Source organism: Actinosynnema sp. NPDC004786, from assembly GCF_053601135.1.
Genome location: NZ_JBSGBG010000078.1, coordinates 1 through 23,872, shown reverse-complemented (window position 1 = coordinate 23,872; position 23,872 = coordinate 1). Strand labels below are relative to the sequence as shown.

The 23,872-nt window shown below is 75.2% G+C and carries 21 protein-coding genes; 9 read left to right on the top strand and 12 right to left on the bottom strand.

Annotated elements, in window-relative coordinates:
- Positions 1-143 precede the first annotated feature (143 nt).
- The 3 genes from ACWEFJ_RS37860 to ACWEFJ_RS37850 are packed head-to-tail and all read left to right on the top strand — an operon-like array spanning position 144 to position 2,494.
- Entirely contained in the window at positions 144-692 is a 549-nt protein-coding gene (locus tag ACWEFJ_RS37860) for an NADPH-dependent FMN reductase (RefSeq protein WP_449716738.1), read from the top strand.
- A gap of 12 nt (positions 693-704) precedes the next feature.
- Positions 705-1,655, top strand: a complete 951-nt coding sequence (locus ACWEFJ_RS37855; protein ID WP_378092121.1) for an ATP-binding cassette domain-containing protein — start codon at positions 705-707, stop codon at positions 1,653-1,655.
- Positions 1,652-2,494, top strand: coding sequence for an ABC transporter permease (locus tag ACWEFJ_RS37850; RefSeq protein WP_378092119.1), 843 nt, complete (start codon positions 1,652-1,654; stop codon positions 2,492-2,494). Before ACWEFJ_RS37855 ends, ACWEFJ_RS37850 begins: the two co-directional genes overlap by 4 nt.
- A gap of 1 nt (position 2,495) precedes the next feature.
- Here ACWEFJ_RS37850 and ACWEFJ_RS37845 read toward each other — a convergent pair whose 3' ends face one another.
- Both ACWEFJ_RS37845 and ACWEFJ_RS37840 read right to left on the bottom strand, forming a co-directional pair.
- Positions 2,496-5,510 carry an ATP-binding protein gene (locus tag ACWEFJ_RS37845; RefSeq protein WP_449716737.1) on the bottom strand — a complete coding sequence of 1,005 codons (3,015 nt, stop codon included), beginning with the start codon at positions 5,508-5,510 and terminating at the stop codon, positions 2,496-2,498.
- Between the two features lie 44 nt (positions 5,511-5,554).
- Complete coding sequence (locus tag ACWEFJ_RS37840; protein ID WP_449716736.1) at positions 5,555-6,151, bottom strand: TetR/AcrR family transcriptional regulator; 597 nt, start codon at positions 6,149-6,151, stop codon at positions 5,555-5,557.
- A gap of 79 nt (positions 6,152-6,230) precedes the next feature.
- Here ACWEFJ_RS37840 and ACWEFJ_RS37835 point away from each other — a divergent pair, with 79 nt between their 5' ends.
- On the top strand, positions 6,231-7,127 hold the full coding sequence (locus ACWEFJ_RS37835; RefSeq protein ID WP_449716735.1) for an SDR family NAD(P)-dependent oxidoreductase: 897 nt from the start codon (positions 6,231-6,233) through the stop codon (positions 7,125-7,127).
- 118 nt (positions 7,128-7,245) lie between these two features.
- Complete coding sequence (locus ACWEFJ_RS37830) at positions 7,246-8,943, top strand: glycosyl hydrolase (RefSeq protein WP_449716734.1); 1,698 nt, start codon at positions 7,246-7,248, stop codon at positions 8,941-8,943.
- Here the strand turns inward: ACWEFJ_RS37830 and ACWEFJ_RS37825 are convergent.
- Positions 8,933-11,017: a putative bifunctional diguanylate cyclase/phosphodiesterase gene (locus ACWEFJ_RS37825; protein WP_449716733.1), complete on the bottom strand. Its 2,085-nt coding sequence runs from the start codon at positions 11,015-11,017 to the stop codon at positions 8,933-8,935. The genes ACWEFJ_RS37830 and ACWEFJ_RS37825 overlap by 11 nt on opposite strands.
- Complete coding sequence (locus ACWEFJ_RS37820) at positions 11,014-11,859, bottom strand: SAM-dependent methyltransferase (protein ID WP_449716732.1); 846 nt, start codon at positions 11,857-11,859, stop codon at positions 11,014-11,016. Before ACWEFJ_RS37820 ends, ACWEFJ_RS37825 begins: the two co-directional genes overlap by 4 nt.
- A gap of 181 nt (positions 11,860-12,040) precedes the next feature.
- Between ACWEFJ_RS37820 and ACWEFJ_RS37815 the strand changes: the two genes are divergently transcribed.
- Both ACWEFJ_RS37815 and ACWEFJ_RS37810 read left to right on the top strand, forming a co-directional pair.
- Complete coding sequence (locus ACWEFJ_RS37815) at positions 12,041-12,544, top strand: hypothetical protein (protein WP_449716731.1); 504 nt, start codon at positions 12,041-12,043, stop codon at positions 12,542-12,544.
- Positions 12,453-13,454 (top strand): alpha/beta hydrolase, encoded by a 1,002-nt coding sequence (locus ACWEFJ_RS37810; protein WP_449716730.1) that lies wholly within the window; start codon positions 12,453-12,455, stop codon positions 13,452-13,454. Before ACWEFJ_RS37815 ends, ACWEFJ_RS37810 begins: the two co-directional genes overlap by 92 nt.
- Positions 13,455-13,502: 48 nt before the next feature.
- Here the strand turns inward: ACWEFJ_RS37810 and ACWEFJ_RS37805 are convergent, their stop codons facing one another.
- Positions 13,503-13,889, bottom strand: coding sequence for an ATP-binding protein (locus tag ACWEFJ_RS37805; RefSeq protein ID WP_378097893.1), 387 nt, complete (start codon positions 13,887-13,889; stop codon positions 13,503-13,505).
- A gap of 115 nt (positions 13,890-14,004) precedes the next feature.
- On the opposite strand from ACWEFJ_RS37805, the gene ACWEFJ_RS37800 reads away from it, so the two are divergent.
- A complete protein-coding gene (locus ACWEFJ_RS37800; protein ID WP_449716729.1) occupies positions 14,005-14,832 on the top strand; it encodes an alpha/beta fold hydrolase in 828 nt (275 codons plus the stop codon).
- Here ACWEFJ_RS37800 and ACWEFJ_RS37795 read toward each other — a convergent pair.
- From ACWEFJ_RS37795 to ACWEFJ_RS37780, 4 genes are all read right to left on the bottom strand, one after another.
- The gene (locus tag ACWEFJ_RS37795) at positions 14,772-17,885 is read right to left on the bottom strand and encodes an AAA domain-containing protein (RefSeq protein WP_449716728.1); all 3,114 of its coding nucleotides are present in this window, start codon (positions 17,883-17,885) and stop codon (positions 14,772-14,774) included. The two genes, ACWEFJ_RS37800 and ACWEFJ_RS37795, sit on opposite strands and share 61 nt — an antisense overlap.
- Before the next feature lie 41 nt (positions 17,886-17,926).
- Positions 17,927-18,658, bottom strand: a complete 732-nt coding sequence (locus ACWEFJ_RS37790) for a class I SAM-dependent methyltransferase (protein ID WP_449716727.1) — start codon at positions 18,656-18,658, stop codon at positions 17,927-17,929.
- Positions 18,659-18,667: 9 nt separating this feature from the next.
- Positions 18,668-19,198 (bottom strand): hypothetical protein, encoded by a 531-nt coding sequence (locus ACWEFJ_RS37785; RefSeq protein ID WP_449716726.1) that lies wholly within the window; start codon positions 19,196-19,198, stop codon positions 18,668-18,670.
- A gap of 118 nt (positions 19,199-19,316) precedes the next feature.
- On the bottom strand, positions 19,317-19,853 hold the full coding sequence (locus tag ACWEFJ_RS37780; RefSeq protein ID WP_378092568.1) for a YbhB/YbcL family Raf kinase inhibitor-like protein: 537 nt from the start codon (positions 19,851-19,853) through the stop codon (positions 19,317-19,319).
- A gap of 173 nt (positions 19,854-20,026) precedes the next feature.
- On the opposite strand from ACWEFJ_RS37780, the gene ACWEFJ_RS37775 reads away from it, so the two are divergent.
- Positions 20,027-20,851: a bifunctional DNA primase/polymerase gene (locus tag ACWEFJ_RS37775; protein ID WP_449716725.1), complete on the top strand. Its 825-nt coding sequence runs from the start codon at positions 20,027-20,029 to the stop codon at positions 20,849-20,851.
- 4 nt (positions 20,852-20,855) lie between these two features.
- On the opposite strand, the gene ligD is transcribed toward ACWEFJ_RS37775, so the two are convergent.
- Genes ligD through ACWEFJ_RS37760 form a run of 3 tightly spaced genes read right to left on the bottom strand, consistent with a single transcriptional unit; the run spans position 20,856 to position 23,552 of the window.
- Positions 20,856-21,797: a non-homologous end-joining DNA ligase gene (gene ligD / locus ACWEFJ_RS37770; protein ID WP_378092564.1), complete on the bottom strand. Its 942-nt coding sequence runs from the start codon at positions 21,795-21,797 to the stop codon at positions 20,856-20,858.
- 28 nt (positions 21,798-21,825) lie between these two features.
- Entirely contained in the window at positions 21,826-22,938 is a 1,113-nt protein-coding gene (locus ACWEFJ_RS37765; protein WP_378092561.1) for an MFS transporter, read from the bottom strand.
- The gene (locus ACWEFJ_RS37760) at positions 22,938-23,552 is read right to left on the bottom strand and encodes a hypothetical protein (protein WP_449716724.1); all 615 of its coding nucleotides are present in this window, start codon (positions 23,550-23,552) and stop codon (positions 22,938-22,940) included. Before ACWEFJ_RS37760 ends, ACWEFJ_RS37765 begins: the two co-directional genes overlap by 1 nt.
- Positions 23,553-23,872: the final 320 nt, after the last annotated feature.

The window sequence follows — 23,872 nt, the reverse complement described above, 5'->3', positions numbered from 1 at the left end:
TCTGAACGTAGGACACGCGCGTTCTGAACGTAGGACACGCGCGTTCTGAACGTAGGACACGCGCGTTTTGAACGTAGGACACGCGGGTGCTAGATCCGGTCTGGCGGGTCGTCTCGCGCCTCCTGGGTGAGAGGAGGCGGCACGTGGAGGCGTCACGCATCGCAGTGATCATCGGCAGCACCCGCGAGGGTCGCGTCGGCGACGGCATCGGCCGGTGGGTCGCCGGGGTGGCGGCGGAGCGCGCCGACGTCGAGCCCGTCGTGCTCGACCTCGCCGACTACGACTTCCCGCCGTGCTACCCGGCCCGGCCCACGGCGGAGGTCCGGCGGTTCACCGGGCAGGTGGCGGACGCGGACGGGTTCGTCGTCGTCACGCCCGAGTACAACCGCAGCTTCCCCGCCTCCCTCAAGCAGGCCATCGACTACGCCTACGACGAGTGGCACGCCAAGCCCGCCGGGTTCGTCTCCTACGGCTACCGCTCCGAGGGGTTCCACGCGGTGGAACAGCTCCGAACAGTTTTCACCGAGTTGCACGTCATGACAGTGCGCACGGCCGTCGGCGTGAACCTGCTCGCCGACGAGCCGCTCGACACCGAACGCCGCCGCCGCGCCGCGGAGGCGATGTTCGACCAGCTCACCTGGTGGGCGTCGGCCCTCAGACAAGCCCGCACCCGACGCCCCTACGTCTCCTAGGGAAGGAAGAACATGAACGCCATCGAAACGTCGGGCCTGGTCAAGGTCTTCGGCGACACCCGCGCGGTGGACGGCGTGGACCTGACCGTGCCCGCCGGGACGGTGTACGGCCTGCTCGGCCCGAACGGCGCGGGCAAGACCACGACGGTCCGCATGCTGGCCACCCTGCTGCGACCGGACGACGGACAGGCCCGCGTGTTCGGCCACGACGTGCGCGCCGACCCCGACGCGGTGCGCCGGCTCGTCAGCCTGACCGGCCAGTACGCCTCCGTGGACGAGGACCTGACCGGCACCGAGAACCTGCTCCTGCTCGGCCGGCTGCTGGGCCACAGCCGGTCCCGCGCGAAGGCGCGCGCCGCGCAGCTGCTGGACGCGTTCGGGCTCACCGAGGCGGCGGGCAAGCAGGTCAAGCACTACTCGGGCGGCATGCGCCGCCGGCTCGACATCGCGGCCAGCATCCTCAACACCCCCAAGCTGCTGTTCCTGGACGAGCCGACCACCGGCCTGGACCCCCGCAGCCGCAACCAGGTGTGGGACATCGTCCGCGCGGTCGTCGCGCACGGCACCACCGTGCTGCTGACCACCCAGTACCTGGACGAGGCCGACCAGCTCGCGTCGCGCATCGCGGTGATCGACCACGGCCGGGTCATCGCCGAGGGCACCAAGGGCGAGCTGAAGGCGTCGGTCGGCGTCGGCGCGGTGCACCTGCGGCTGCGCGACGCCGAGCAGCGGGCGCAGGCGCAGCAGGTGCTCGTCCGCACCCTGGAGGCCGACGTGCAGCTCGACCACGACCCGGTGGCGCTGACCGCGCGGCTGACCGGCCGGGCCACCGAGCAGGCCGCGGAGGCGCTGGCCCAGCTCGCCCGCGAGGGCATCACCGTCGACACGTTCTCCCTCGGCCAGCCCAGCCTGGACGAGGTGTTCCTGGCCCTCACCGACAAGAAGAAGGAGGCGGCGGCGTGACCGTCACCAAGGAACCCGAACTCCTGCCCGCACCCAAGGCGGAGGACTTGGCGGCGGTGCTGCTGAACACCGACCCGCCGGGCCGGCCGAGCGCGCTGTCGGCGTCGCTCACGTTCGGCTGGCGGGCCGTGCTCAAGATCAAGCACGTGCCGGAGCAGCTGTTCGACGTCACCGCGTTCCCGATCATGATGATCCTGATGTTCACCTACCTGTTCGGCGGCGCGCTGGCCGGGTCGCCGGGGGAGTACCTGCAGTTCCTCCTGCCGGGCATCACGGTCACCAGCGTCGTGATGATCACCATGTACACCGGGGTCGCGGTGAACACCGACATCCAGAAGGGCGTCTTCGACCGGTTCCGCACGCTGCCCGTCTGGCGGCCCGCGCCCATGGTCGGCTACATCCTGGGCGACCTGCTGCGGTACGTGCTGGCCTCCACCGTGATCATGGTCGTCGGCCTGGTCCTCGGCTTCCGGCCCGGCGGCGGGTTCGTCGGCGTCGTGCTCGGCGTGGCGGTGCTGGTCGCGTTCTCGTTCGCGTTCTCGTGGGTGTGGACGATGTTCGGCCTGCTCCTGCGCAGCGAGAAGTCCGTGATGGGCGTGAGCATGCTGTTCCTGTTCCCGCTGACGTTCCTGTCCAACGTCTACGTCGACCCCGGCACGATGCCGGGCTGGCTGCAGGCGTTCGTCAACGTCAACCCGATCAGCAAGCTCGTCGCCGCGGTGCGCGCGCTGATGGCGGGCGGCTTCGACGGCAACGCGATGATGTGGACGCTCGGCTACGGCGTGGTGTTCACCGTCGTGTTCGGCGTCTGGACGATGCGCCTCTACAACCGCAAGTGAGTCAGAGCCGGAACGGCTCGCGACCCGAGTAGACGCACGTCGCCCCGGTCGACACGGTCTCCCGCAGGTGGGCGGCCAGACCGGGGTGGCGTGCGTCCAGCTTCCGCAGCGCGTCGCGGATGCGGGCGGTCACGGCCTTGCGGGCGCGCTCGGCCTCGTCGCCGAGCTTCCGGGTGCGCCCGGCCAGCCCCGCGGCGGCACGCAGCTCGTCCAGCAGGGCCGCGCGCTCGCGGTCCAGCGCCGCGGCCCGGTCGTCGTCGAAGGCCCGGTCGATCTCGTCGTCCAGCTGCGCCAGCCGCCGCCGGTAGCGGGCCTTGGCCTCGTCGTCCAGCACCGGGTCGCCGCCCAGCCGCGCCGACGCGGCCGCCTCCGGCGCGAGCAACGACACCGCCGGCACCGGCTCGCCGGGGCTGCCCAGCAGCACGTGCAGGTCGCGCAGCCCCTTCGAGTCCGGCACCCGGACCGTGACCCCGTCCCACGACAACGCCCACACGTCACCGTCCCGGCGGAACTCGGCGCGGGCCGCCCGCTCGTCGGCCGCCGGCGGCAGGCCCAGCGCGGCCGCCTCCCGCGCCACCGCCGCGTCCAGGTCCGCCGCCGGCGCGCCCTGCGCCCGCAACGCCTCCGCGAGGTGCCGGCGCGCCCGCACCGCCCACGGCCGGGCCCGCATCCGCTCGGCCGACCGCTGCGCCGCCGTCAGCTCCTCCACCGCCGCGTCGCACCGGCCCAGCGCCAGGTCCACCACCCCGAGCCACAGGTCGACCGGCCCGGAGATGTCGCACCCGTACAGCGAGACCAGCCACTTGCCCCGGTGCGGCGCCAACTCCTCCCGCACCCGCGCGGCCAGGTCCCGGTCGCCCGCGGCGAGCGCGTACCGGGCCCGGAACCGCAGCCACAGCGGCTCGAACGACCACCGCGTGCGGTCGTCCAGGCCGGGATCCGCGAGGTGCGCCCCGGCCGCGGCCACGTCACCGCGTTCGAGCGCCGCGAGGCCCGCCAGGAGACCCGGCCACGGGTGCGTGCTCGCGGCCACCTCGGGCGCGAGCGCGTCCAGCGCGGCGAAGTCGCCCCGGGCCAGCAGCAACGCCCACCGCAGGTGCAGGTACATCATCCGGAACCCGGTGTGGTGGGCCGCGCCCATCTCGGTCGCCTTGGCCAGCAACGCCTCCGCCTCGTCGAACCGGCCCTGCGCGGTGGCGATGATGCTCTGGTCGATGGCCGCGGAGAAGTTGAACCGCGACATGCCCAGCCGCTCGGACAGCGCGACGAACGCGTGCAGCTGGTCGAGGTAGCGCGGGTCGCCCAGCTCCACCAGCGCCACCCAGCGGAACGACGTGGCGAAGTGCTCGGCCGTGTGGTCGCCGCTGCGCCGCGACACCGCGATCAGCTCGTCCACCAGCGCGAGCCGCTGCTCGGCCTGGCCGATGCCCGGCGTGGTGTCGTGCACGGTCCACAGCCCGGAGGCGAGCGCGTCGTCGTCCTCGCCGCCCCGCGCCGCCTCGATGGCGCGCAGGCTCATCTCCCGCGCCAACGCCTCCGGCGGCACGTCGGGCGGCGGGCCGACGAGCCGGGCGTACGCCTCCCGCACCACGGCGGCGGCCGCCTTCTCGTCGTCGGAGAACCGGTAGATCGCCAACGCGACCCGGGCGAACGGCGCCGGGTCGGCCAGCCGCCCCGCCTCCGCCGCGGCCCGGTCCAGCACCCGCCGCGCCTCGACGGGCTCGGCGCAGTGGTACAGCTCGGTGCCCAGCTCCAGCGCGACCGCGATCCGCCGCGGTGCGCCCTCGGCGCGTTCCAGCGCGCGCCGGTAGTGCCCGGCGGCCTCCTCGACCGCCATCCGGCGGCTCGCGTCCCGCGCCGCCGCCACGATCAGGTCCACGGCGCGGTCGGCGGGCAGCTCGGCGCCCGCCAGGCGCGCGTGCCGGGCCAGGTCCGCCGGGAGCACCTGGTCGGCCAGGTCGCCCTCCACCGCGCGCACGACGGCCGCGTGCCGGGCGTCCACGTCCGGCAGCGACGCGTAGAGCGCCTCGCGCACCAGGTCGTGCGCGAACGAGAACCGGCCGCCGCCCAACCCCACCACGAGCCGGGCCTGCACGGCCTGGTCGAGCAGCCGGTCCACCGCGGGCACGGGCAGCGACGCGGTCGCGGCCAGCATCCGGCGGTGGAACTCGTGCCCCAGCACGGCGGCCGTGGTCAGCAGGTCGCCCACCGGGCCGGGCAGCAGCGACAGCCGCCGCCGCACCGCGTCCCGCACGCCCGGCGCGACCGCGGTGACGGGCCCGCCGCCGTGCCACAGCCGGGCGGTCTGCTCCACGAAGAACGGGTTGCCGCCGGTGCGCAGGTGCACCTCGGCGACCAGTCCCGGGTCCGGCACGCGGCCCGCCGTGCGGGCCATCAGCTCGCCGACCTCGGCCGGCGCGAGCCCGGTCAGCGCGACCGTGGCGGCCCGGCTGAGCAGCGGCGTCATCAGCGGGCGCAGCGGGTGGTCCTCGGCGTCGACCTCGGTGTCGCGGTACGTGCCGATCAGCAGCACCCGTTCGAACCAGGTGTGCTGCGCGGCGAACTCCAGCAGCTTCACCGACGCCGGGTCGGCCCAGTGCAGGTCCTCCAGCACGACCACCACCGGCCGGTGGTGCGACACGGCCACCAGCGCCGTGGTCACCGCGTCGTAGAGCGGGAAGCTCTCGGGCGTGTGCTCCGACGGCTCCTCGCCGAGCAGCACCGCCAGCGGGCCGGGGTCGACCTGCTGCCACTCCTGCGCGGTGGCCGCCCGGCGCAACGCCCGGACGACCTGCACCCACGGCCAGTAGCCGGGTGCGCTGTCGGAGTCCCAGCAGGAGCCGCCGAGCACCAGCGCGCCCTGTCGCCGCGCCTGCTCGGCCGCCCCGGTCACCAGGGTGGTCTTGCCGATCCCGGCCTCGCCGGCGACCAGCACGAGGCCGCCGTGGCTGGCCGCCGCGCGGTCCACCTCCGCGCGCAGCACCCCGGCCGCGTGGTCCCGTCCGATTTGTCGCATGGCAGGGTGAAACCTAGCCCACCGGACCGACACCGCACCGGCGTTCAGGCGATGTCGGGCCGGATGTCCTCGATCAGGTGTGCGAACGCCGAGTCGACCGCGCCGGGCAGCGCGGCGGGGTCGCCGGCGGCCAGGTCCTGGCCCGCCTGGTAGCAGGCGACCCCGAGCCGCGGCGCGAGCGCGGCCACGACCGGCGGCGTGCCGCGGTCGAGCAGCGTGTCGCGGAAGACCTCGGCGAGGCGGGCGAACTTGCGGGCCGCGCGGTCGCGCAGTTCGGCGTTCTCCGCCAGCAGCGCCATGTGCGCCCGGAAGTGCTCCTCGTCCGCGGTCACCTCGCGGCACAGGTCCAGCACGACGGCGCGGATCTGCGTCAGCGCGCCCGCCAGGTCGTGCACCGGCGGCAACGCCCGGTGCCGCTCGGTCAGCGACTCGACGATCGCCTGCTCGTCCGAGAAGGCGACCTCCTGCTTGTCGCCGAAGTAGCGGAAGAACGTGGTGCGGCCGACCTCGGCCCGTTCGGCGATGTCGGCCACCGTGACGGCGGCGAAGCCGCGCTCGGCGAACAGCGCGAACGCCGCTTCCACGATCTGCTCCCGCGCGCGTTGTTGCTTGCGCTCGCGCAGCGGCGCCCGTTCCGACATGCGGCACAGCATAGCGGCCTGGTACCTCGTCCAGTATGGTACTGAGTACCACTTAGGATCCAGTACCGGGAGTTGAGCCATGGGCACGACGTTGATGACCGGCGCGAGCCGCGGCCTCGGCCGCGTGGCCGCCGAGCACCTGCTGCGGCGCCACCCCGACCGCCACCTGCTCGTGCTCAACCGCAGGCCGGGGCTCGCCGCCGAACTGGCCGAGCGCACCGGGAACCGCAACGTCTCCGAGGTGGTGTGCGACCTGGCGTCGTTCGCCGACATCCGCCGGGCGGCGGCCGAGGTGGAGGGACCGCTGGACGGGTTCCTCGGCAACGCGGGCCTGCAGATGGCCACCACGCGCAAGACCACCGCCGACGGCTTCGAGATGACCTTCGGCGTCAACGTGCTGGCCTACCACCTGCTGCTGAACCTGCTCCGTCCGCGCTTCGCCAACCCGGCCCGGATCATCGTGGTCGGCAGCGACGTGCACGACCGCGCGCACAACAGCATGGGCCTGATCCCGCCGCCCCGCTGGGCCGACCCGCGCGAGCTGGCCCGGCCGGGGGAGGAGGACACCGGCGTCGCGGGCAGGCGCGCGTACGCCACCAGCAAGCTCGGCGTGGTCTACCTCGTGCACGCGCTGCGGCGCAGGCTCCCCGACGGCATCGACGTCTACTCCTACAACCCCGGCCTGGTGCCCGGCACGGGACTGGCGCGCGACGCCGGCCCGGTCGGCCGGGCCGCGTTCCGCGCGGTCGCCACGGCGCTGCTCGCCCTGCCGGTCGCCACGAGCCCCGCCCGGGCCGGGCGGCTGCTGGCGGAGGCCCTGGCGGGACCCCGTCCCGGCGAGAGCGGCGCCTACATCAGCCGGGGCGAGGTGGTCCCGTCGTCGCCCGAGTCCTACGACGAGCGGCGCGAGGAGGAGCTGTGGGCCGTCGCCGACGAGCTGTGCGGCCTCACGAGCACGGAACCCCGTCGGGTCTGAACCCGCCGAACAACCCCTTTGTTGTGCGTGTCCGGCCCCCTATGCTCTCCTGGGAGCGCTCCCAGAAGAGTGGGACGAGGTTGGCCCCCTGCCAACGACGGTGAAGGGACCGGACACCGTGAGGTTGTTGCTGCTCGTCTCGCTGATCGCCCTGGCGCTCGCGCCGCCCGCGGCCGCCGCGGCGCCGGACGGGTGGATCGAGGCCGAGGACGGCGAGCTGAACGGCACCGTGGTCGAGTCGAGCGTGGCGGGCTTCTCCGGCCGCGGCTACGTGGCGGGCTTCGACACCGGCGCCGACAGCGTGACCGTCACGATCCCGGACAGCCCCGGCGGGCTGCACGACCTCACCATCTCCTACGCCACCCCGTACGGCCCGAAGACCGCGTCGCTGTCGCTCAACGGCAGCGGCCTGGGCGACGTGTCGTTCCCCGAGCACCCCACGTTCACGTCGATCGCCGCCGGCAAGGTGCTGCTGCGCGAGGGCGACAACACGGTCACCATCACCAACAACTGGGGCTGGTACCTGATCGACGCGATCAAGGTGACGCCCAGCGCCCCGCGCGGCCCGCACCAGGTCACCGGCGCGCTCACCGACCCGGCCGCGACCCGCGAGGCCAAGGGCCTGATGCGCTACCTGGCCGCCGACTACGGCGAGACGATCCTCTCCGGTCAGCAGGACCAGGCGAGCATCGACTGGGTCGAGCAGAACACCGGCAAGGCCCCGGCCATCGGCGGCTACGACCTGATGGACTACTCGCCGAGCCGGGTCGAGCGCGGCACCGTCGGCCGGGACGTGGACCACGCCCTCGCCTACGACCGGCGCGGCGGCATCGTCACGATGGCGTGGCACTGGAACGCCCCGTCCGGGTTGATCGACCAGCCGGGCAAGGAGTGGTGGCGCGGCTTCTACACCGACGCGACCACGTTCGACCTCGCCGCCGCGCTGGCCGACCCGACCTCGGCCGACCACACGTTGCTGATCCGGGACATGGACGCGATCGCGGTGCAGCTCAAGCGGCTGGCCGACGCGAAGGTGCCGGTGCTGTGGCGTCCGCTGCACGAGGCCGAGGGCGGCTGGTTCTGGTGGGGCGCGAAGGGGCCCGGTCCGGCCAAGCGGCTCTACCGGCTGCTGCACGACCGCCTGGTGAACCACCACGGCCTGCACAACCTCATCTGGGTGTGGAACTCGGTCGCGCCGGAGTGGTACCCCGGCGACGACGTGGTCGACGTGGTCAGCATCGACTCCTACCCGCCGCAGGGCGACCACGGCCCGGTGATCGGCCCGTACGAGCGGCTGGTCGAGCTGGGCGGCGACCGCAGGCTGGTGGCGCTGGGCGAGGTCGGCTCCATCCCGGACCCCGACCTGGTGCGCGCCTACGGGGCCCGCTGGTCCTGGTTCGTCACCTGGTCCGGCTCGTTCATCCAGGACGGCGTGGTCAACCCGCGCGACTTCGTGCAGCGGGTCTACCACCACGACGCGGTGATCACCCTCGACGAGCTGCCCGACTTCAAGTCGACGCAGGGCCGGTGCACGGCGACCATGCGCGTGGTCGCGCAGTGGGGGATCGCGCACCACGTCGAGATCACCGTGCGGCACCCGGAGAACTCGCCCTCCGCCGGGTGGCGGGTGACCTGGCCGACGTCCGGCACGACGGTCCAGCACGCCTGGGGCGCGACCGTCACCTCCGACGACGCCACCACGACCGCCGCGAACCTCCCCTGGAACGCGGCGATCAAGCCGGGGACGAGCACCACGTTCGGCTACCTGGCGAGCGGCTCCCCGACAGCGCCTGCCTTGACTTGCGCTATCGGGTGATCACGTCCGGTGGACCGGCGGGAGCGAACAGGGGACCGGACGCGGTGTCCGCACCCACTTCCCGCCACCACCGGGCTTGGGCGGGTGTCGTGACGCCGGCGGCGGTCAGGCCGACGCCGGCGTCACGCACCACGGCCAGCACACCGGCCAACGCCCGCGCCACCGCCGTGCCCGGCTCCGCGGCCCGCGACTGGGCCATCCGCACGGCGCGCACCGGCGCGCCGCCCACCAGCCGCACCACGTCGTCCGGCGCGCCGGTGAAGTTCTCCAGCTCGACGCCCACCCCCAGCTCCGCCAGGTAGCGCAGGTTGTCGGCCGCCTCGCCGCGGTCGCCGAACAACGCCTGGGCGGGCGCGCCCAACCGCAGCGACGACGCCGGCAACCCGGTGCGGGACAGCACGTCGCGCACGACCGCGTGCAGGTCCGGGTCCGCCGCCTGGCCCGGCGTCAACGCCCACCGCACCGGCACGTCCCGCCACGACCGCGCCTGCTCGCACGCCACCCCCAACGCCCACGCGCCCAGCGGCACGATCAGCCCGGTGTCCTCGGCCGGCTCCAGGCACCGCTCGTGCGGCAGGGCGCCCAGCGTCGGGTGGTCCCACCGCAGCACCGCCTCGGCCGACTCGACCCGCCCGTCCGCCAGTCGCACCACCGGCCGGTACAGCACCCGCAGCTCGCCGTTCTCCCACGCGCCGGGCATGGTCGCGGCCAGGCCGAACGCGCGCCGGTCGCGCTCGTCCTGCGCGCGGTCGGACAGCTCCCACTGCCGGCGCCCGTGGCCCTTGGCGCGCCGCAACGCCAGGTCCGCCGCGTCCAGCACCTCCTCCGGCGTGGCGTCGGGCGGCGGCCGGTGCACCACGCCCGTGGTCGCCGACACCGCCACCCGCCGGCCGCCCGAGTGGAACGGCGCGGACAGCAGGTCGTTGATCCGCCGCACCATCGTCACCACGTCCGGCGTGGTCGGGCCGTTGCGCACCAGGACGGCGAACTCGTCGTGCCCGAACCGCGCCACCATCGCGTCCTCGTCGGCCACCACCACGCCCAGCCGGCCGGCGACGACCTTGAGCACGTGGTCGCCGACGTCGCGCCCGAGACCGCCCGCGATCCGGGAGAAGCCGTCCAGGTCCAGGTGGAACACGGTGACCCCGGTGTCCGGGTCGGCCGTGCGCAGCGCCTGCTCCAGCCTGCTGGTGAAGAACTGCCGGTTGGGCAGCCTGGTCAGCACGTCGTGCAACGCCTGGTCGTTGAGCTGGCCCTGCAGCAGGTTGACGTCGGTCGCGTCCTCCGCGAGCACCATGACCTCGGCCCGGCCCTCCACCGCCGGCAGCGCGGCCAGCGTGAGGATCACCCACGCCGGCTCCCCGTCGGCGCGCGACAACTGGCGCGGCTGGCTGATCGACGACGGGTCGCCGTCGGCGAGCCGGTCGAAGTCGGCCCGCAGCGCGACCCGCTCGTCGGGGTGCGCCAGGTCGAACAGCGACATCCCGACCAGGTCGGCGTCCGGCCGGTCCACGATGCGGGCCAGCGCCGCGTTGGACCGCACCAGCGTGCCGTCCGCCGTCGCGGTCGCGATGCCGGTGGACAGGTGGTGCTCCACCAGCTCGAACCTGGTCCCGCTGTGCCGGACGGCCGCCTGCGCCTCGCGCAGCGCCTGGTAGAGCGAGCGGCCCAGCTGCTCCTGCTGGGCGAGCACCGAGGCGCGGACGCGGTCCACGAACCCGGCCGCGAGCGCGGCCACCACCTCGGCCACCCGGTCGCGCAGCCGGTCCGGCGGCGCGAGACCCGGCACGCCGAGCAGACCCTTGCCGACGACCTCCACCGACACCCGCAGCGACTCGGCCGTGGTGCAGTTCAACGCCACCAGCGACTCGGCGACCTCCAGGCCCGCGCGCCGCGCCGGCGACTCCGTGGCCACCGCGGCGCACAGCCGCTCGACCAGCCCGAGCAGCTTGCGCTCCAGCTCGGCGTGGGACACCGGGACGAACGTGCCGGAGGCGAGCACGTAGGCCCACTTCTTCGCGAGCCGGGCGCGGGCCCGCAGCCCGTCCGCGCCCCGGGGGAGCGGAGCGCTCACCGACGGCCGCCCGACGCCGTCGCGCGGCCGGGCTTGCGGCCCACGCCCGCCCAGACCTGGTTGTTGTCCTCGGCCCGGTCGGCGATGTCGCCCGCGCCGTCCGGCCGCCACAGCGCGTGCCCGATCACGCCCGGCTCGACCAGCTCGTAGCCGTCGAACAACGCCGTCACCTCGGCGTGCGTGCGGTACACCAGGTTGTCCTTCGACCGGCTCTCCCGGACGGTGTCCGCGGCGCGGCGCATGGTGTCGGGCCGTTCGTCGGCGGTGGCGTGGGAGACGACCAGGTGGCTGCCGGGGGCCAACCGGTCCCGGTAGCGGGCGAGCAGTTCGCCGGGCCGCTCCTCGTCCGGGACGAAGTGCACGATCAGCAGCAGGAGCAGCGCGACGGGCTCGTCCAGGTCCAGCAGCCCGGTCACCTCCGGCCGGCCCAGCACGTCCTCCGGTTCCCGCAGGTCCGCCCGCACGGCCGTGGTGAGGGGGTCGTCGGCGAGCATCAGGCGGCTGTGCGCGACCGCCACCGGGTCCTTGTCCACGTAGACCACGCGGCAGTCCGGCGCGACCTCCTGCGCGATCTCGTGCACGTTGCCCGCGGTCGGTATGCCGGAACCGATGTCGAGGAACTGCCGCACCCCGCGCCCGGCGAGGTAGGTGACGGCCCGGCGCAGGAAGGCCCGGTTCAACCGGACCAGGTCGCGCGCGCCGGGCAGGACCTCCAGCATCCGGTCGCCCATCGCCCGGTCGACCGCGAGGTTGTGCGCGCCGCCGAGCAGGTAGTCGTAGGTCCTGGCCACGCTGGGCACCGTGGTGTCGACCTCGTCGGGCACCCAGTCGAGATCGCTCATGAGGCGCACTCCGGGCTTCGGTCCTCGGCGGGGACGGGCTGACCCCGACATCCAACCGCCCTCCCGGCCCCGACACCACTGTATTCGCCGATTTAACTCCAATGCGCGATCCCGCGAGACTCCGATCGGCGCATAGAGTGCGGACCGTCGAAGAGTTGCCGGTACCGAGGAGCGGCGCGGCATGACCGCCAGTTCGAATACCCGCGACCTCAGCGCGAAACCCGTGGTCAGGGCGTTGCCCGGCCGATTGGCGCGGCGAGGGCGCGCGGTCGCGGCGTCGGCTCCGGTTCACCGCACAAATGCGGAAAAGGCGGGCGTCGCGGCGTCCTGCCTGGTCGGACGCGTGCGGCACCGCCCGGCCGCAGCCGAATTCGCGCACCGGGGAGCCGCGGGCGAAACGGGCTACGGCGTCGTCGCCGAACTCCGGCGGTGGTTCGACCGCGGGCCGGTCCGCGCCAATGGCGATTTCCGCCGTACCGCTATTCGCGGGCTCGCGCGGTCCGCCGACCCGACCGATTCCCGCCTTCGACCGGTTCGGTTCCCTTTCCGATCCGATGACCGTTCCGACCCGATGACGATGGAGGTCGTCTTCCTTGCGCTTCCCCCTCGCCGCCGGCCTGGTGGCGCTGCTGCTGGCGTCGTCGCCGACGCCCGCGTCCGCCGCGCCGGCGGTCACCTGCCGTGACGTCGACGCGCCGGTGACCGTGCTCGGCCGGCCGCACGTCGTGCACGGCACGCTCTGCGTCCCCGCCACCGGCGCGACGACCGTCCTACTGCTGGTGCCCGGCTCCACCTACAACAGCGCGTACTGGGACTTCCCCGACGGCCGGCATTCGTTCCGGGCGGCGCAGAACGCGGCCGGTTTCGCCACCCTCGCGGTCGACCGGCTCGGCACCGGGCGCAGTTCGCGCCCGCCCGCCCTCGCGCTGACCACGTTCGTGCAGGCCGACGCGATGTACCAGGTCGTGCGGGGACTGCGGTCCGGCGCGCACGGGCCCTCGTTCGACCGGGTCGTGATCGGCGGCCACTCGCTCGGCGCGGCGATCAGCGCGGTGGAGGCGGGCGCCTACCACGACGTGGACGGCGTGCTGCTGACCGGTATGACGCACCGGGTGAACCCGACGGGCGTGGTGGCGGCGTTCGTGAACTTCCGGCCCGCCAACCTCGACCCGAAGTTCGGCCTGCTGCACCCGCCGGGCTACCTGACCACCGCGCCCGGCAGCCGGTACGCGAGCTTCCACGCGCCCGGCCCGCTGCTGCCGGACGTGATGGAGCTGGAGGAGTCGACCAAGGACGTCTTCTCGCCCACCGAGGCGGTCGACGGGCTGGGCGCGGCCGTGCTGCTGCCCTACACCCTGCTGATCGACGTGCCGGTGATGTCCGCCGTGGGCGCGCGGGACGCGGCGGTGTGCGGGCCGCTCGCCACGGACTGCTCGACCGCCGAGGCGCTGCACCGGGCCGAGGCGCCGTACTTCCGCGCCCCGCTGCGGACCCACGTGGTGCCCGGCTACGGGCACTCGATCAACCTCGCGCCGGACGCGCGGGACTACTACTCGGCGGTCTCCTCCTGGGTGTCGGAGGAGGTCGGCCGCTGAGCGGTGGCGCGGGGTCCGCACGCGCCGCGGCCCCCGCCCACCTCCACGTCACCGGGTCGGCACCTCCGCCCACACCACCTTGCGGTCCTCGTGGTGGTCGAAGCCCCAGCGCACGGACAGCCGGTTGACCAGCAGCAACCCGCTGCCCGCGGCCGGGTCGTCCGGCCGGCCCAGCACGGGTAACAGGCTGGGGCTGCCGTCCTCCACCTCGACCCGCACCACGCTCCGCTCGCCCACGTGCGCCAGCCGCATCCGCCACGGCCCCTCGGCGTGCCGCCGCGCGTTCCCGCCCAGCTCGGCGGCGATCAGCACGAGGTCGGACACCCGTCGGTCGTCCACGTCCTCGGCGACCCGGCGCACCCACGCGGCCAGGTGCTCGCGTGTGGGGACGCCGCCCGGCGCCAGGTCCAGCCCGTCGTCAGGCGGGTCCACCATGTTCACGGCACGCTCCTTCGGCACCCTGTTCGCTCAAGGCGCACGCCCCAGGTAACCGCTCGCGGTCGCGGCCAAACCACGAATTCCGCGGGCCGGGCCGCGATAGGCTCCGCGCGTGGTCGTGGAGTTCGACGTGCGGGTGGGCGGTCGGACCCTGCGCGCCTACGACACCGGCGCCGGGGAGTTCCCGGTCTTCTGGCACCACGGCACGCCCAACGTCGGCGCGCCGCCCGCGCCGCTGTTCGACACCGCCGCCCGGCTGGGCATCCGGTGGCTGTCCTACGACCGCCCCGGCTACGGCGGCTCGACCCCGGACCCCGGGCGGGACGTCGCGTCCGCCGCCGCGTGCGTCACGGCGGTCGCCGACGCGCTGGGCGTCGAGCGGTTCGGCGTGTTCGGGCACTCCGGCGGCGGCCCGCACGCCCTCGCCTGCGCGGCACTCCTGCCGCACCGGGTGCTCGGCGTGGTGAGCGGGGCCGGGCTCGCGCCGTTCGACGCGCCGGACCTCGACTGGTTCGGCGGGATGGCGGCGTCCGGGGTGGCGTCGCTGCGCGCCGCCGCGGCCGGGCGGGCGGCGAAGGAGCGCTTCGAGGCGTCCGGGGTCGAGTACGACCCGGAGTTCACCCCGGCCGACCTCGACGCGCTCGCCGGCGACTGGGCGTGGTTCGGCGACGTGGTCGGCCCGGCGGTCGCGGCCGGGCCGGGCGGGTTGATCGACGACGACCTCGCCTACGTCAACCCCTGGGGCTTCGACCCGGCCGACGTCACCGCGCCGGTGCTGCTGCTGCACGGCGGACGCGACCGCGTCGTGCCCGCCTCGCACGCCGGGTGGCTCGCCCGGCGGTGCCCCTCGGCGGAACTGCGGCTGTCCGAAGAGGACGGTCACATCTCGGTGCTGCGCGCCGCGCCGTCCGCGCTCGACTGGCTGCGGGCGAAGGGCTGACCGGCGGCCACCTCCTGCGCCACCTCCACCGCCGCCCGCGCCGGGTCGTGCGCGAAGCGGCTCGGGAACGCGTCGTGCACCCGCCACCCCGCGCCGCGCAGCGCCCGCCACCGGGCCAGGTGGGCGGGGGCGCCGTCGGGGTGCGGCCGGGTGTCCACCGCCACCGCCGACCCGCGTTCGCCCACCACCAGGTCGACCCGCCACCGGCCCACCGGGTAGCCCGTGCGCACGGCGAGGCCGAGCCCGGCCAGTTCGGCCGCCAACCGCGCGGTCCACTCGTCGGCCGGCGCGACGCCCCGCGGTTCGACGGGCGGGGTGTCGGCGTGCCGCAGGTAGTCGCCGACGAGCCCGACCGGCCGGGTGGCCGACGTGATCACGTGCACCCGTCGTCGGGCCCGGGTGGTCAGCACGGCCAGCAGGTTGGGGTCGTTGGCGAAGCGCCAGGCGGCCGGTCGGTCGTCGTCGGTGAGCGCCAGGCTGATCACGGCTTCGTCGAACTCCGAGCCCTGCACGCCGTGCGCGGTGCCGACGCGGACCCCGCCGGCGGTGATCTCGTCCAGGCTCAGCCGCTCCAGCAACGCCCGCTCCACCGCGTCGGTCTGGGCCCGGAACGGGCTGACGACGCCGATCGACCGCGCCCCGGCGGCGATGCGGCGGCGCAGGTGGGCGACCACCGCGGCCACCTCCACCTCGTTGACGCCCTTGTCGTCGCGCGCGCCGCCGACCCGCTCGACGTCGACGCGGCGCACGTCCGCGATCGACGGGTGGGTGGTGAGCAGGTCCATGCGGTTCTCGTAGAAGCGGGCCGCGGCGAACCCGATGAGGTGCGGCGCGCAGCGGTGGTGCTCGGTCAGCCAGTGCACCCCGGCGGCCGCGGTGGCCGCGTCGAACAGGCTGACCTTGGGCACGTCGAGCCGGTCCGCCCACGCCACCGTGCCCTCCGCGACCACCGCCTCGCGCACGGCCCGGTCGGCCACGAACGACACGTGCCGCAGCTGGCGCGGGTCGCCGCCGACGACGGCGCGTCGGCCCCGCAGCAGCGCGGGCGCGGCCAGCGGTTGGTCGACGTGGCTCGCCTCGTCGATCACGACCAGGTCGAACATGCCGGGCACGGCGGGCAGGACGTCCTCCACGTCGGCCAACGTCCCCACCCACAGCGGCAGGGCCCGCACCAGGTGCTCGGCGGAGAGCCCGGCCAGCGCCCTCCGCCGCGCCGCCCGGCCCGACCGCAGCGCCGTCGCCAACGCCGCCACCGCCCGCCGCGACCCGGAAGCGCCACGACGGCTCACCGCCGAGGCGGCCAACCACCCGGCGATTGCGGTGTGGGCGCGGGCGTCCTCCTCGGCCAGCAGCGCGCGCACCGCGTCCAGCGACGTGCCGCCGTGCGCGGCGACGCGCACCTGCGCGGCGGACTGCTCGGCGGCGACCACCGCCGCCTCCAGGTCCGCCACGCCCACGTCGTCCGCCGCACCGGCCAACCGCCGCGCGGACCGCACCGCCCACCGGGTCCGCAGCGCGCCGAACCACCCGCGACGGGGGCGCAGCAGGTCGTGCAGCCGGGCGAAGTCGGCGTCCTCCGCGAACGCGCGCGGCGCGACGCACCGGTGCGCGGGCATCAGCGCCTCGTACCGCACGGCGGCCCCGGTCAACTCCTCGTCCCGCAACGCGTCACCGACCGCGCGTTCCACCCGGACCACCGCCGCGACCGCGCCCCGTGCGGCCCGGTCGAGCCGTTCCACCTCGCCCTTCGCGGTCGTGGCGGCCACTCCCTCGCCCAGCTCCCGCGCCACCTCCAGCCGCAACTCGGAGTCGCCGAACAGGACCGGCACCGGGCCGCCCGCCCGCCGCAACGCCGCACCGAGCACGTCGGCGGCGTTGCGGGTGCGGGCGGCCAGCAGCACGGACCGACCGGCCGCCACCGCGTCCAACGCGATGGCGGCCAACGCGTGCGTCTTGCCGCTGCCCGGCGGCCCGCCGATCACGGTGACCGGCGCGGTGCGGGCCGCGCGCACGGCCGCCCACTGGTCCGGGCTCAACGGCAGGGGACCGCACTCCGCTGCGCCGGCCACCGCCCCGCCTCCGACCGCCCCGCCTCCGACCGCCCGGTCCACGGCCTGCCCACCGGCAGACCCGCTGCCGGCCGACCCCGATCGGCCCCGATCCGGCCCGCGTCCGGCCGATCCGCGTCCGGCCCATCCGCTTGAGACCGATCCGCGTCGGGCCGGCCTGCTTCCGCGCCGCCCACCTCGCGCCGACCCCTCGCCGACCGCCGACCTCTTCCCTGCCGGCCCGTTTCCCTCCGAGCCGTTCCCCTCCGGCCGGATCCCCTTGGGCTCGTTCCCCTCCGGCGTGTCCTCGGCCGGGCCGTACAGCGCCGCCACCGCGGTGGCCTCGACCCCGGCCCGCCGCGCCCAGTCGTAGAGCGCCGCGCCGCGCTCGGTGCCGACCACCGGCTCCCCGGCGTGCAGCCCCGCCCCGGCGACCACCACCAGCCGGTCGCCGCCGACCAACCGGAGCGGGTCGTGCCCGGCGTCGAGCACGGGCACGTCGGCGAACCCCGCCGCGGCCAGCGTCGCCGAGATCCACTCCGGGTCCGGGGCCAGCCGGGTCTCCAACCCGGCCGCCAGGGACCAGTCCGTCACCAGCGGGAACACGGCCAGGTCGCCCGCGACGTCGAGCACGTGGCCCCGCCGCCCGGCCGGGCGCAGCCGGACCGGCCGCGACACCAGCGGCAGGCACACCCGCCTGCGCCGCCCGTCCACCGTCGCCGGCCCGCACAGGAACGCCCAGCCGAGCCGCAGCAGCCGGTCCTCCCGGTGCAGCGCGTCGAACGCCGCCAGCCGGTCGACGGCCGCCTGCCGGTCGCGCCGGGCGGTCCACGGCGACGCGGGCCGGTGCGGTCCGTCCGGGTCGTGGGTGAGGGCCTGCCACGCGGCCTCGTCCGCGCCGAGCCACGCCAGCCCCGCGGTCCGGGTGAGGTCGAGCCGGACCCGCTGCGGCCGCTCGGACGCGCTGAGCCGGGCCAGGGTGCGCAGCACGGCGGGAACGGTCACGCGGCGATCCTGCCACCGGGGTCCGACAGCGGGACCGCGGCTCAGGCGCGTGCGGTGAAGACGGCGAAGCTGGGGCTGCGGCGCAGCGGACCCCAGAACGCCTCGCCGCGCCCGTCCTCGGGGACCGCGGTGGCGTGCCGGGTGACGTCGCGCAGCCCGGCGCGGGCCAGCGCGCCCTCGATGACGCCGCCGGGCCAGTAGAACGAGTCGAACTCGAACGGCGGGTCGCCGTGCACCCGCACCACCACCGGTTGCCGCGCGCCGGGCGGCCCCGACCGGACGACCTCGTAGCCGTAGCGGCCGTAGTCGGCGAGCACGTCCCAGTCGGCGTAGGGGTTGGGCACGAGCACCGCGAGCGTGCCGCCGGGCGCGAGGTTCGCGCGCAGGTTGCCCACCATCAGGTCGAGCGCGGCCTCGTCCTCGGCGTACCCGAGCAGCCAGACCGCCGTGACCACGTCGAACACGCCGAGCACGGGCAGCGCGGTGGCGTCGTGCCGGTGGTAGGCGATGCCGAGGGGCGCGCGGCGCTCCACCTCGCGCGCGTGGGCGACCATCTCGCCCGCCGAGTCGACGCCGACCACCGGGTCCGCGCCCAGGCGGCGGAACTCGCGCGGGTAGAAGCCCGTGCCGCAGGCGACGTCCAGCACGGACCGGCCGCGCAGGTCGGGGAGCGCGGTCAGCAGCGTGGCGCGTTCGGCCAACCCGGTGGGGATGTGCTTGGTGCGCTCGTAGACCTCGCCGAGCGCGTCGTACTGGTCGTCCGACCCGGCCATGCCGCCACCCTAGGGGCGGCCGTAGAGGCCGGGGTAGCCGGAACCGGTGAAGTGCTCGGTGAACGGGCGGATCGCGCCCGTCAGCCGGATCAGCGCGCCGTCGCGCTCCAGCGCCTGCTGGATCACCGGGTGGTGGCCGGGGTGCGCGCCGAGGACCACGATCACCTCGGCGATGTGCTCGGCCTTCACCGCCGCGCCGATCGGGGCGAGGCACTCGCGCACGGCCAGCGCGTCGGTGCGGGCGATCCGGCGGCCCAACCCGGCCATCTGGGCGGGGTCGGCGGCCAGCGCGGCGGTGAACCGGGGGAGCGCGACCTCGTCGCGCGCCAGGTCGCCGAAGTCCGCGAGCAGGGCCAGCGACAGCATCTCGTAGCCGGTGCGGATCCGTTCGGCCCCGATCGAGTGCGGGTCCACGGGGAACGACCGGACCAGCCGCTCGGCGGCCGCCACCACGTCCCGCCGCCGCACCACGCCGTCGGCGTTGGAGTCGAACAACCGCAGGCGGTGGGCGAATCGCCCGACGAGGTCACCGTCCTCCATGACGAACCTCAGCGCCGATCATGTCGCCCCCCTGCCCCGATGTTATCGGCAGCGGACCGCCGTTATCACTGCCCGATGGGATGAATGCCCTCCGATCGGTCACGGTGCGTTGCAGGGGTCAGCGGCCGAACAGACCCACCAGCGTGCCGTGCGCCAGCACCCGTCCCTCGATCGAGCCCCGCACGTCGTCGGCCGTCACGCCCTCGCCGAGGCCCAGCGGCCGGTCCACCGCGTAGACCCGGAAGAAGTAGCGGTGCGGGTCGTCGCCCACCGGCGGGCGCGGCCCGCCCCAGCCCGGCTCGCCGAAGCCGTTGCGGCCCTCGACCGACCCGGGCGGCGCGGCGCCCTCCTCGACCGAGGTCACGTCCGCCGGGATGCCGGTGACGACCCAGTGCGCGAACGTCCCGCCCGGCGCGTCGGGGTCCTCGCACACCAGCGCCAGCTCGGCCGTGCCCGCGGGCGGGGCGTCCCACTCCAGCGGCGGCGAGGTGTTGCCGCCGTCGTGGGAGTACCGGTCGGGGATGAGGGTGTGGCCGCTGAACGCGGGGCTGCGCACGTGCAGGCCGCCGTCCGCCTCCACGCCGCCCCCGCCGCCGGCGGGACCGGTCGCCCGGTCGTCGGACCCGTCACGCGTGCCGCCCACGGGATCGGACATGGTCGGCTCCCTTCGAACTCGTGCCGAACCAGTGGCCTACCCGCCGCGGCCGCCGGTACACCTCGCGGTCGCCCCGAAGCCGTGCCCTGGGCGGCCCTGTACCGGCGTCGCCGACCCCGCCACACTGGACATCGGCGGCGCTTCCCCCGTTGCCCAGACCGAGGGGGACGAGCATGACCAGGTACCGGGCGGCGCTGGAGGCCGCCGCACGAGGCTGGCCCGTGGTGCCCCTGCGCCCGCACGGCAAGCTGCCCGCGCTGCGCGGCTGGGACGACGAGGCGACCCTGGACCGCGACCGGATCCGGCACTGGTGGTCGCGCCGCGCCTACAACGTCGGCATCGCGTGCGGCCCGGCCGGGCTGCTCGTGGTCGACCTCGACGTGCCGCACGGCCGCGAGGCGTTCGCCCGCCGCGCCTGGCAACACGGCGCGGAGGACCCCCGCGACACCTACACGGTCGCCACGCCCAGCGGGGGAGAGCACCGCTACTTCCGGGCCCCGGACGTGCCGCTCGGCAACACCGTCGGCAGGGTCGCGCCGCACGTCGACACCCGCGGCGTCGGCGGTTACGTCGTGGCCGCCGGTTCCGCGCTCGGCCGCGACCGGTACCGGGTGCTGCGGGACGCGCCGGTCGCGCCCGCGCCGGAGTGGCTGCTCGCCGTGCTCGCCCCGCCGCCGCCCGAGCACCCGCCGGTCCCCACCCCACGCCGCCCGTCGCCGCGCCGGGTCGACGCCTACCGGGCCGCCGTCGTGGAGGGCGAGGCCGAACGGGTCCGCGAGGCGCGGCCGGGCGGTCGCGCGCACACCGTGTTCACCGCCGCCTGCCGGCTCGGCGAGCTGGTCGGCGCGGGCTGGCTGGACGAGACCACCGCGCTGGCCGTGCTGCTGGCCGCCGCCGCCCGGCACAACGGCGTCGAGGGCTGGACCGAGCGGGAGGCCCTGCACCACGTCGAGAACGGCATCGCGCTCGGCCGCCGCCGGCCCCGCGTGCTCCGCTGAGGCGTCAGTCCGGCACCTCGACCCCGTCGCGGTCGGCCCACTCCAACAGCGGCTCCAGCGAGAACACCGCGTCGTCGATCCCGGCGTGCAGGTCGCCCAGCTCGGCGAACCGGGCCGGCACGGTGGCGATGGTGAAGTCGCGCGGGTCCAGCGAGTCGATCTCGTCCCACCGCACGGGCGTGGACACCGTCGCCTCCGGCACGCCGCGCACCGAGTACGCGCTGGCGATCGTGTGGTCGCGGGCGTTCTGGTTGTAGTCCACGAACAGGCTGCGCGGGTCCCGGTCGCGCCGCCACCACGCCGTCGTCACGTCGTCCGGCGCGCGCCGCTCCACCTCGTGCGCGAACGCCAACGCCGCCCGCCGCACGTCGGCGAACCCCCACTCCGGCTTGATCCGCACGTAGATGTGCAACCCCGAGCCCCCGGACGTCTTCGGCCACCCCACCGCGCCCAGGTCGTCCAGCACCTCGTGCGCCACGTGCGCCACCCGCCGCACCCGGGAGAACGGGCAGTCCGGCATCGGGTCCAGGTCAATGCGCCACTCGTCGGGCTTCTCCGTGTCGGCGCTGCGCGAGTTCCACGGGTGGAACTCGACCGTGGACATCTGCACCGCCCACACCACGTCCGCCACATCGGTCACGCACAGCTCGTCCGCGTGCCGGTTGTACCGGGGGAAGTGCACCCGCACCGTCCGCACCCACGGCGGCGCGCCGTGGGGCAGCCGCTTCTGGTGCACCTTCTCCCCGGTCACCCCGGACGGGAACCGGTGCATCATGCACGGCCGCTCCCGCAGCGCGCGCACGATCCCGTCGCCCACCGAGAGGTAGTAGCGGGCGAGGTCGAGCTTGGTCTCCCCGCGCGCGGGGAAGTAGACGCGATCCGGGTTCGAGATCCGCACGACGCGGTCCCCGACCTCCAGCTCCACCGAAGGCACCTTTCCGGCCATGCGGGCAACCTAACCCGGATCGCGCCGATCAGCGCGTCACCAACCTCCTCTCCCGGTTCGCGGCGGCGAGCGCGGTGGCCGCGACGGCGACGGCGGCGCCCACGAGGGGGACGGCCGGGGCGTCGACCGCGCCGCCGAGCACACCCGCGCCCGCGATGCCCGTGTAGATCGCGGACGCGTTCAAGGCCAGCAGGAGGTTCGCCCGGTCCGGGTCCAGCGCCACCAGCGCGGCGAACAGCGGCGGGTTGAACGCCCAGAACAACGCGCCCCACGCGGCCATCACCACCACCCCGGTCGCCCCGGTCACCAGCGCCGGCAGCACCACGAGCACCGCCGCGCAACCGCCCAGCGCCACCAGCAGCGGCGTGCGCGACCCGTGCCGGTCCGCCGCCACGCCGCCGATCGCGTTGCCCACCACCCCGCCCACGCCGTAGGCGAGCAGGTGGCCGCTGTCGGGCGGGTGCCCGGTGATCGGGCCGAGGTAGCCGTACACGCTGAACGTCGCCAGGCACGCCAGCAGCGACACGGCCAGCAGCCGCTGCACCGGCGGGTCGGCCAGCGGCGCGAGCCGCTGCCGGAACCCCACCGGCGGTCCGGGTCGCACCGCCGGAACGGCCGCCCGCACCACCACCGCCGCGACCACGCACAGCACCGCGACCAGCACGAACGCCGCCCGGTAGCCGTACCGGTCGGCCACGAGCCGCCCGGCGGGCACGCCGAGCAGCGTGGCGGCCGTCAGACCCGCGGTCACCACGGCCATCGCCTTCGCCTTGTGCCCGGGGTTCAGCTGGGCCGCGACCGCGGTCGCCGCCGGCGTCGCCAACGCCGCGCCGCACGCCGTGAGCACCCGGGCGACCAGCAACAGGTCCAAGGTCGGCGCGAGCGCCGCACCGACGTTGCCCAACGCCGCCACCAGCAGCGCGACCACCAACAACGCCCGCCGCTCGAACCGCGCCGTCACCATCGCCAGCACCGGCGACCCGACCGCGTAGGCCAACGCGAACGCCGTGATCGTCTGCCCCGCCGCCGCCGTCGTCGCGCCGTGGTCGGCGGCGACCTCGGTGAGCACCGCCGCCACCACGTACCCGCTGGACCCGGCCGCCACGGTCGCCGCGGCCAACGCGGACGTCCGGCCGCGCATCAGGAGACCAGTCGAGGCGGCGCGGGAGTCAGGTAGGCGGACAGGTCGGGCGGACGGCGGCCGGTGAACGCCACCCGGTAGACGGTCTCGCGGACCAACGCCACCGGTCTGCCCGCGCTGAGCAGCGTGGCCTGGCACCACAGGGCGGGCACGTCGTCGGGCGAGTCGGGCAGCGGGTCGGCGAAGTCGGGGTCGTCCGGCAACCGGGTCGTGGTGGCGTAGTGCGTGGCCCGGCGAGCCCCGGTGAGCAGCGTGCCGAGCGGCGTGTACCCGCGCGCCAGCTCCTCCCTCCCGGGCTCGTCCAGTTCCAGCGCGCGCTGGTGCACCAGCGCGGTGATCGCGGCCAGGCGGGGACCCTGGTCGCCGAGGTGGGGGACCAGGTAGCCCTCGCGCCGGGTCACCACCGTGTGCGGGGGTAAGCCGAGCAGGTGCGCCTGGCGCGGGGTGAGGTGGTGCGTCGTGTCGGGTTGCCGGGGGTCGCGGCGCAGGCGGTAGCCCACCCACAGGGACAGCACGCGGGTGAAGGGGACGGGTACGTCGCGCAGGAACCGGGCCATGGTCTCGGCCCGCGCCCCTGCCTCATCCGCGTGCGCGGCGGGTGCTGAAGTGATCATCGGGGTGCACCTTCCGGTGAGGCCGCACACGTCGTCGTGCGGGCGTCGGTGCGATGAACCCACGATGAGGCCGCACTGATGCGGAAACATCGGTCGGCTGACGGAGAAGATCGCGCACTTGCTCCACTGTGGACACGAACCGAGCACCCCTCACTTCCCCGACCCGCACCCACAACCACCACGAAGGCCACCACCCGACCTCCGCACATCGGACCCGCCACCACCCCACCGAGGCCCGATTTGACATGGGTTCGAGTGCCTTAGGCTGGTCGGAGCCGGCAGGCTTGGCGGGACGCTTTTCCCCGCCGGGCCTGCCGGCT

Excerpts from the sequence above, each read along its gene's own strand:
- ACWEFJ_RS37855 (WP_378092121.1), top strand. The coding sequence starts at position 705 with ATGAACGCCATCGAAACGTCGGGCCTGGTCAAGGTCTTCGGCGACACC.
- ACWEFJ_RS37845 (WP_449716737.1), bottom strand. The coding sequence starts at position 5,510 with ATGCGACAAATCGGACGGGACCACGCGGCCGGGGTGCTGCGCGCGGAG.
- ACWEFJ_RS37840 (WP_449716736.1), bottom strand. The coding sequence starts at position 6,151 with ATGTCGGAACGGGCGCCGCTGCGCGAGCGCAAGCAACAACGCGCGCGG.
- ACWEFJ_RS37835 (WP_449716735.1), top strand. The coding sequence starts at position 6,231 with ATGGGCACGACGTTGATGACCGGCGCGAGCCGCGGCCTCGGCCGCGTG.
- ACWEFJ_RS37820 (WP_449716732.1), bottom strand. The coding sequence starts at position 11,859 with ATGAGCGATCTCGACTGGGTGCCCGACGAGGTCGACACCACGGTGCCC.
- ACWEFJ_RS37815 (WP_449716731.1), top strand. The coding sequence starts at position 12,041 with ATGACCGCCAGTTCGAATACCCGCGACCTCAGCGCGAAACCCGTGGTC.
- ACWEFJ_RS37805 (WP_378097893.1), bottom strand. The coding sequence starts at position 13,889 with ATGGTGGACCCGCCTGACGACGGGCTGGACCTGGCGCCGGGCGGCGTC.
- ACWEFJ_RS37790 (WP_449716727.1), bottom strand. The coding sequence starts at position 18,658 with ATGGCCGGGTCGGACGACCAGTACGACGCGCTCGGCGAGGTCTACGAG.
- ACWEFJ_RS37785 (WP_449716726.1), bottom strand. The coding sequence starts at position 19,198 with ATGGAGGACGGTGACCTCGTCGGGCGATTCGCCCACCGCCTGCGGTTG.
- ACWEFJ_RS37780 (WP_378092568.1), bottom strand. The coding sequence starts at position 19,853 with ATGTCCGATCCCGTGGGCGGCACGCGTGACGGGTCCGACGACCGGGCG.
- ACWEFJ_RS37775 (WP_449716725.1), top strand. The coding sequence starts at position 20,027 with ATGACCAGGTACCGGGCGGCGCTGGAGGCCGCCGCACGAGGCTGGCCC.
- ligD (WP_378092564.1), bottom strand. The coding sequence starts at position 21,797 with ATGGCCGGAAAGGTGCCTTCGGTGGAGCTGGAGGTCGGGGACCGCGTC.
- ACWEFJ_RS37765 (WP_378092561.1), bottom strand. The coding sequence starts at position 22,938 with ATGCGCGGCCGGACGTCCGCGTTGGCCGCGGCGACCGTGGCGGCCGGG.
- ACWEFJ_RS37760 (WP_449716724.1), bottom strand. The coding sequence starts at position 23,552 with ATGATCACTTCAGCACCCGCCGCGCACGCGGATGAGGCAGGGGCGCGG.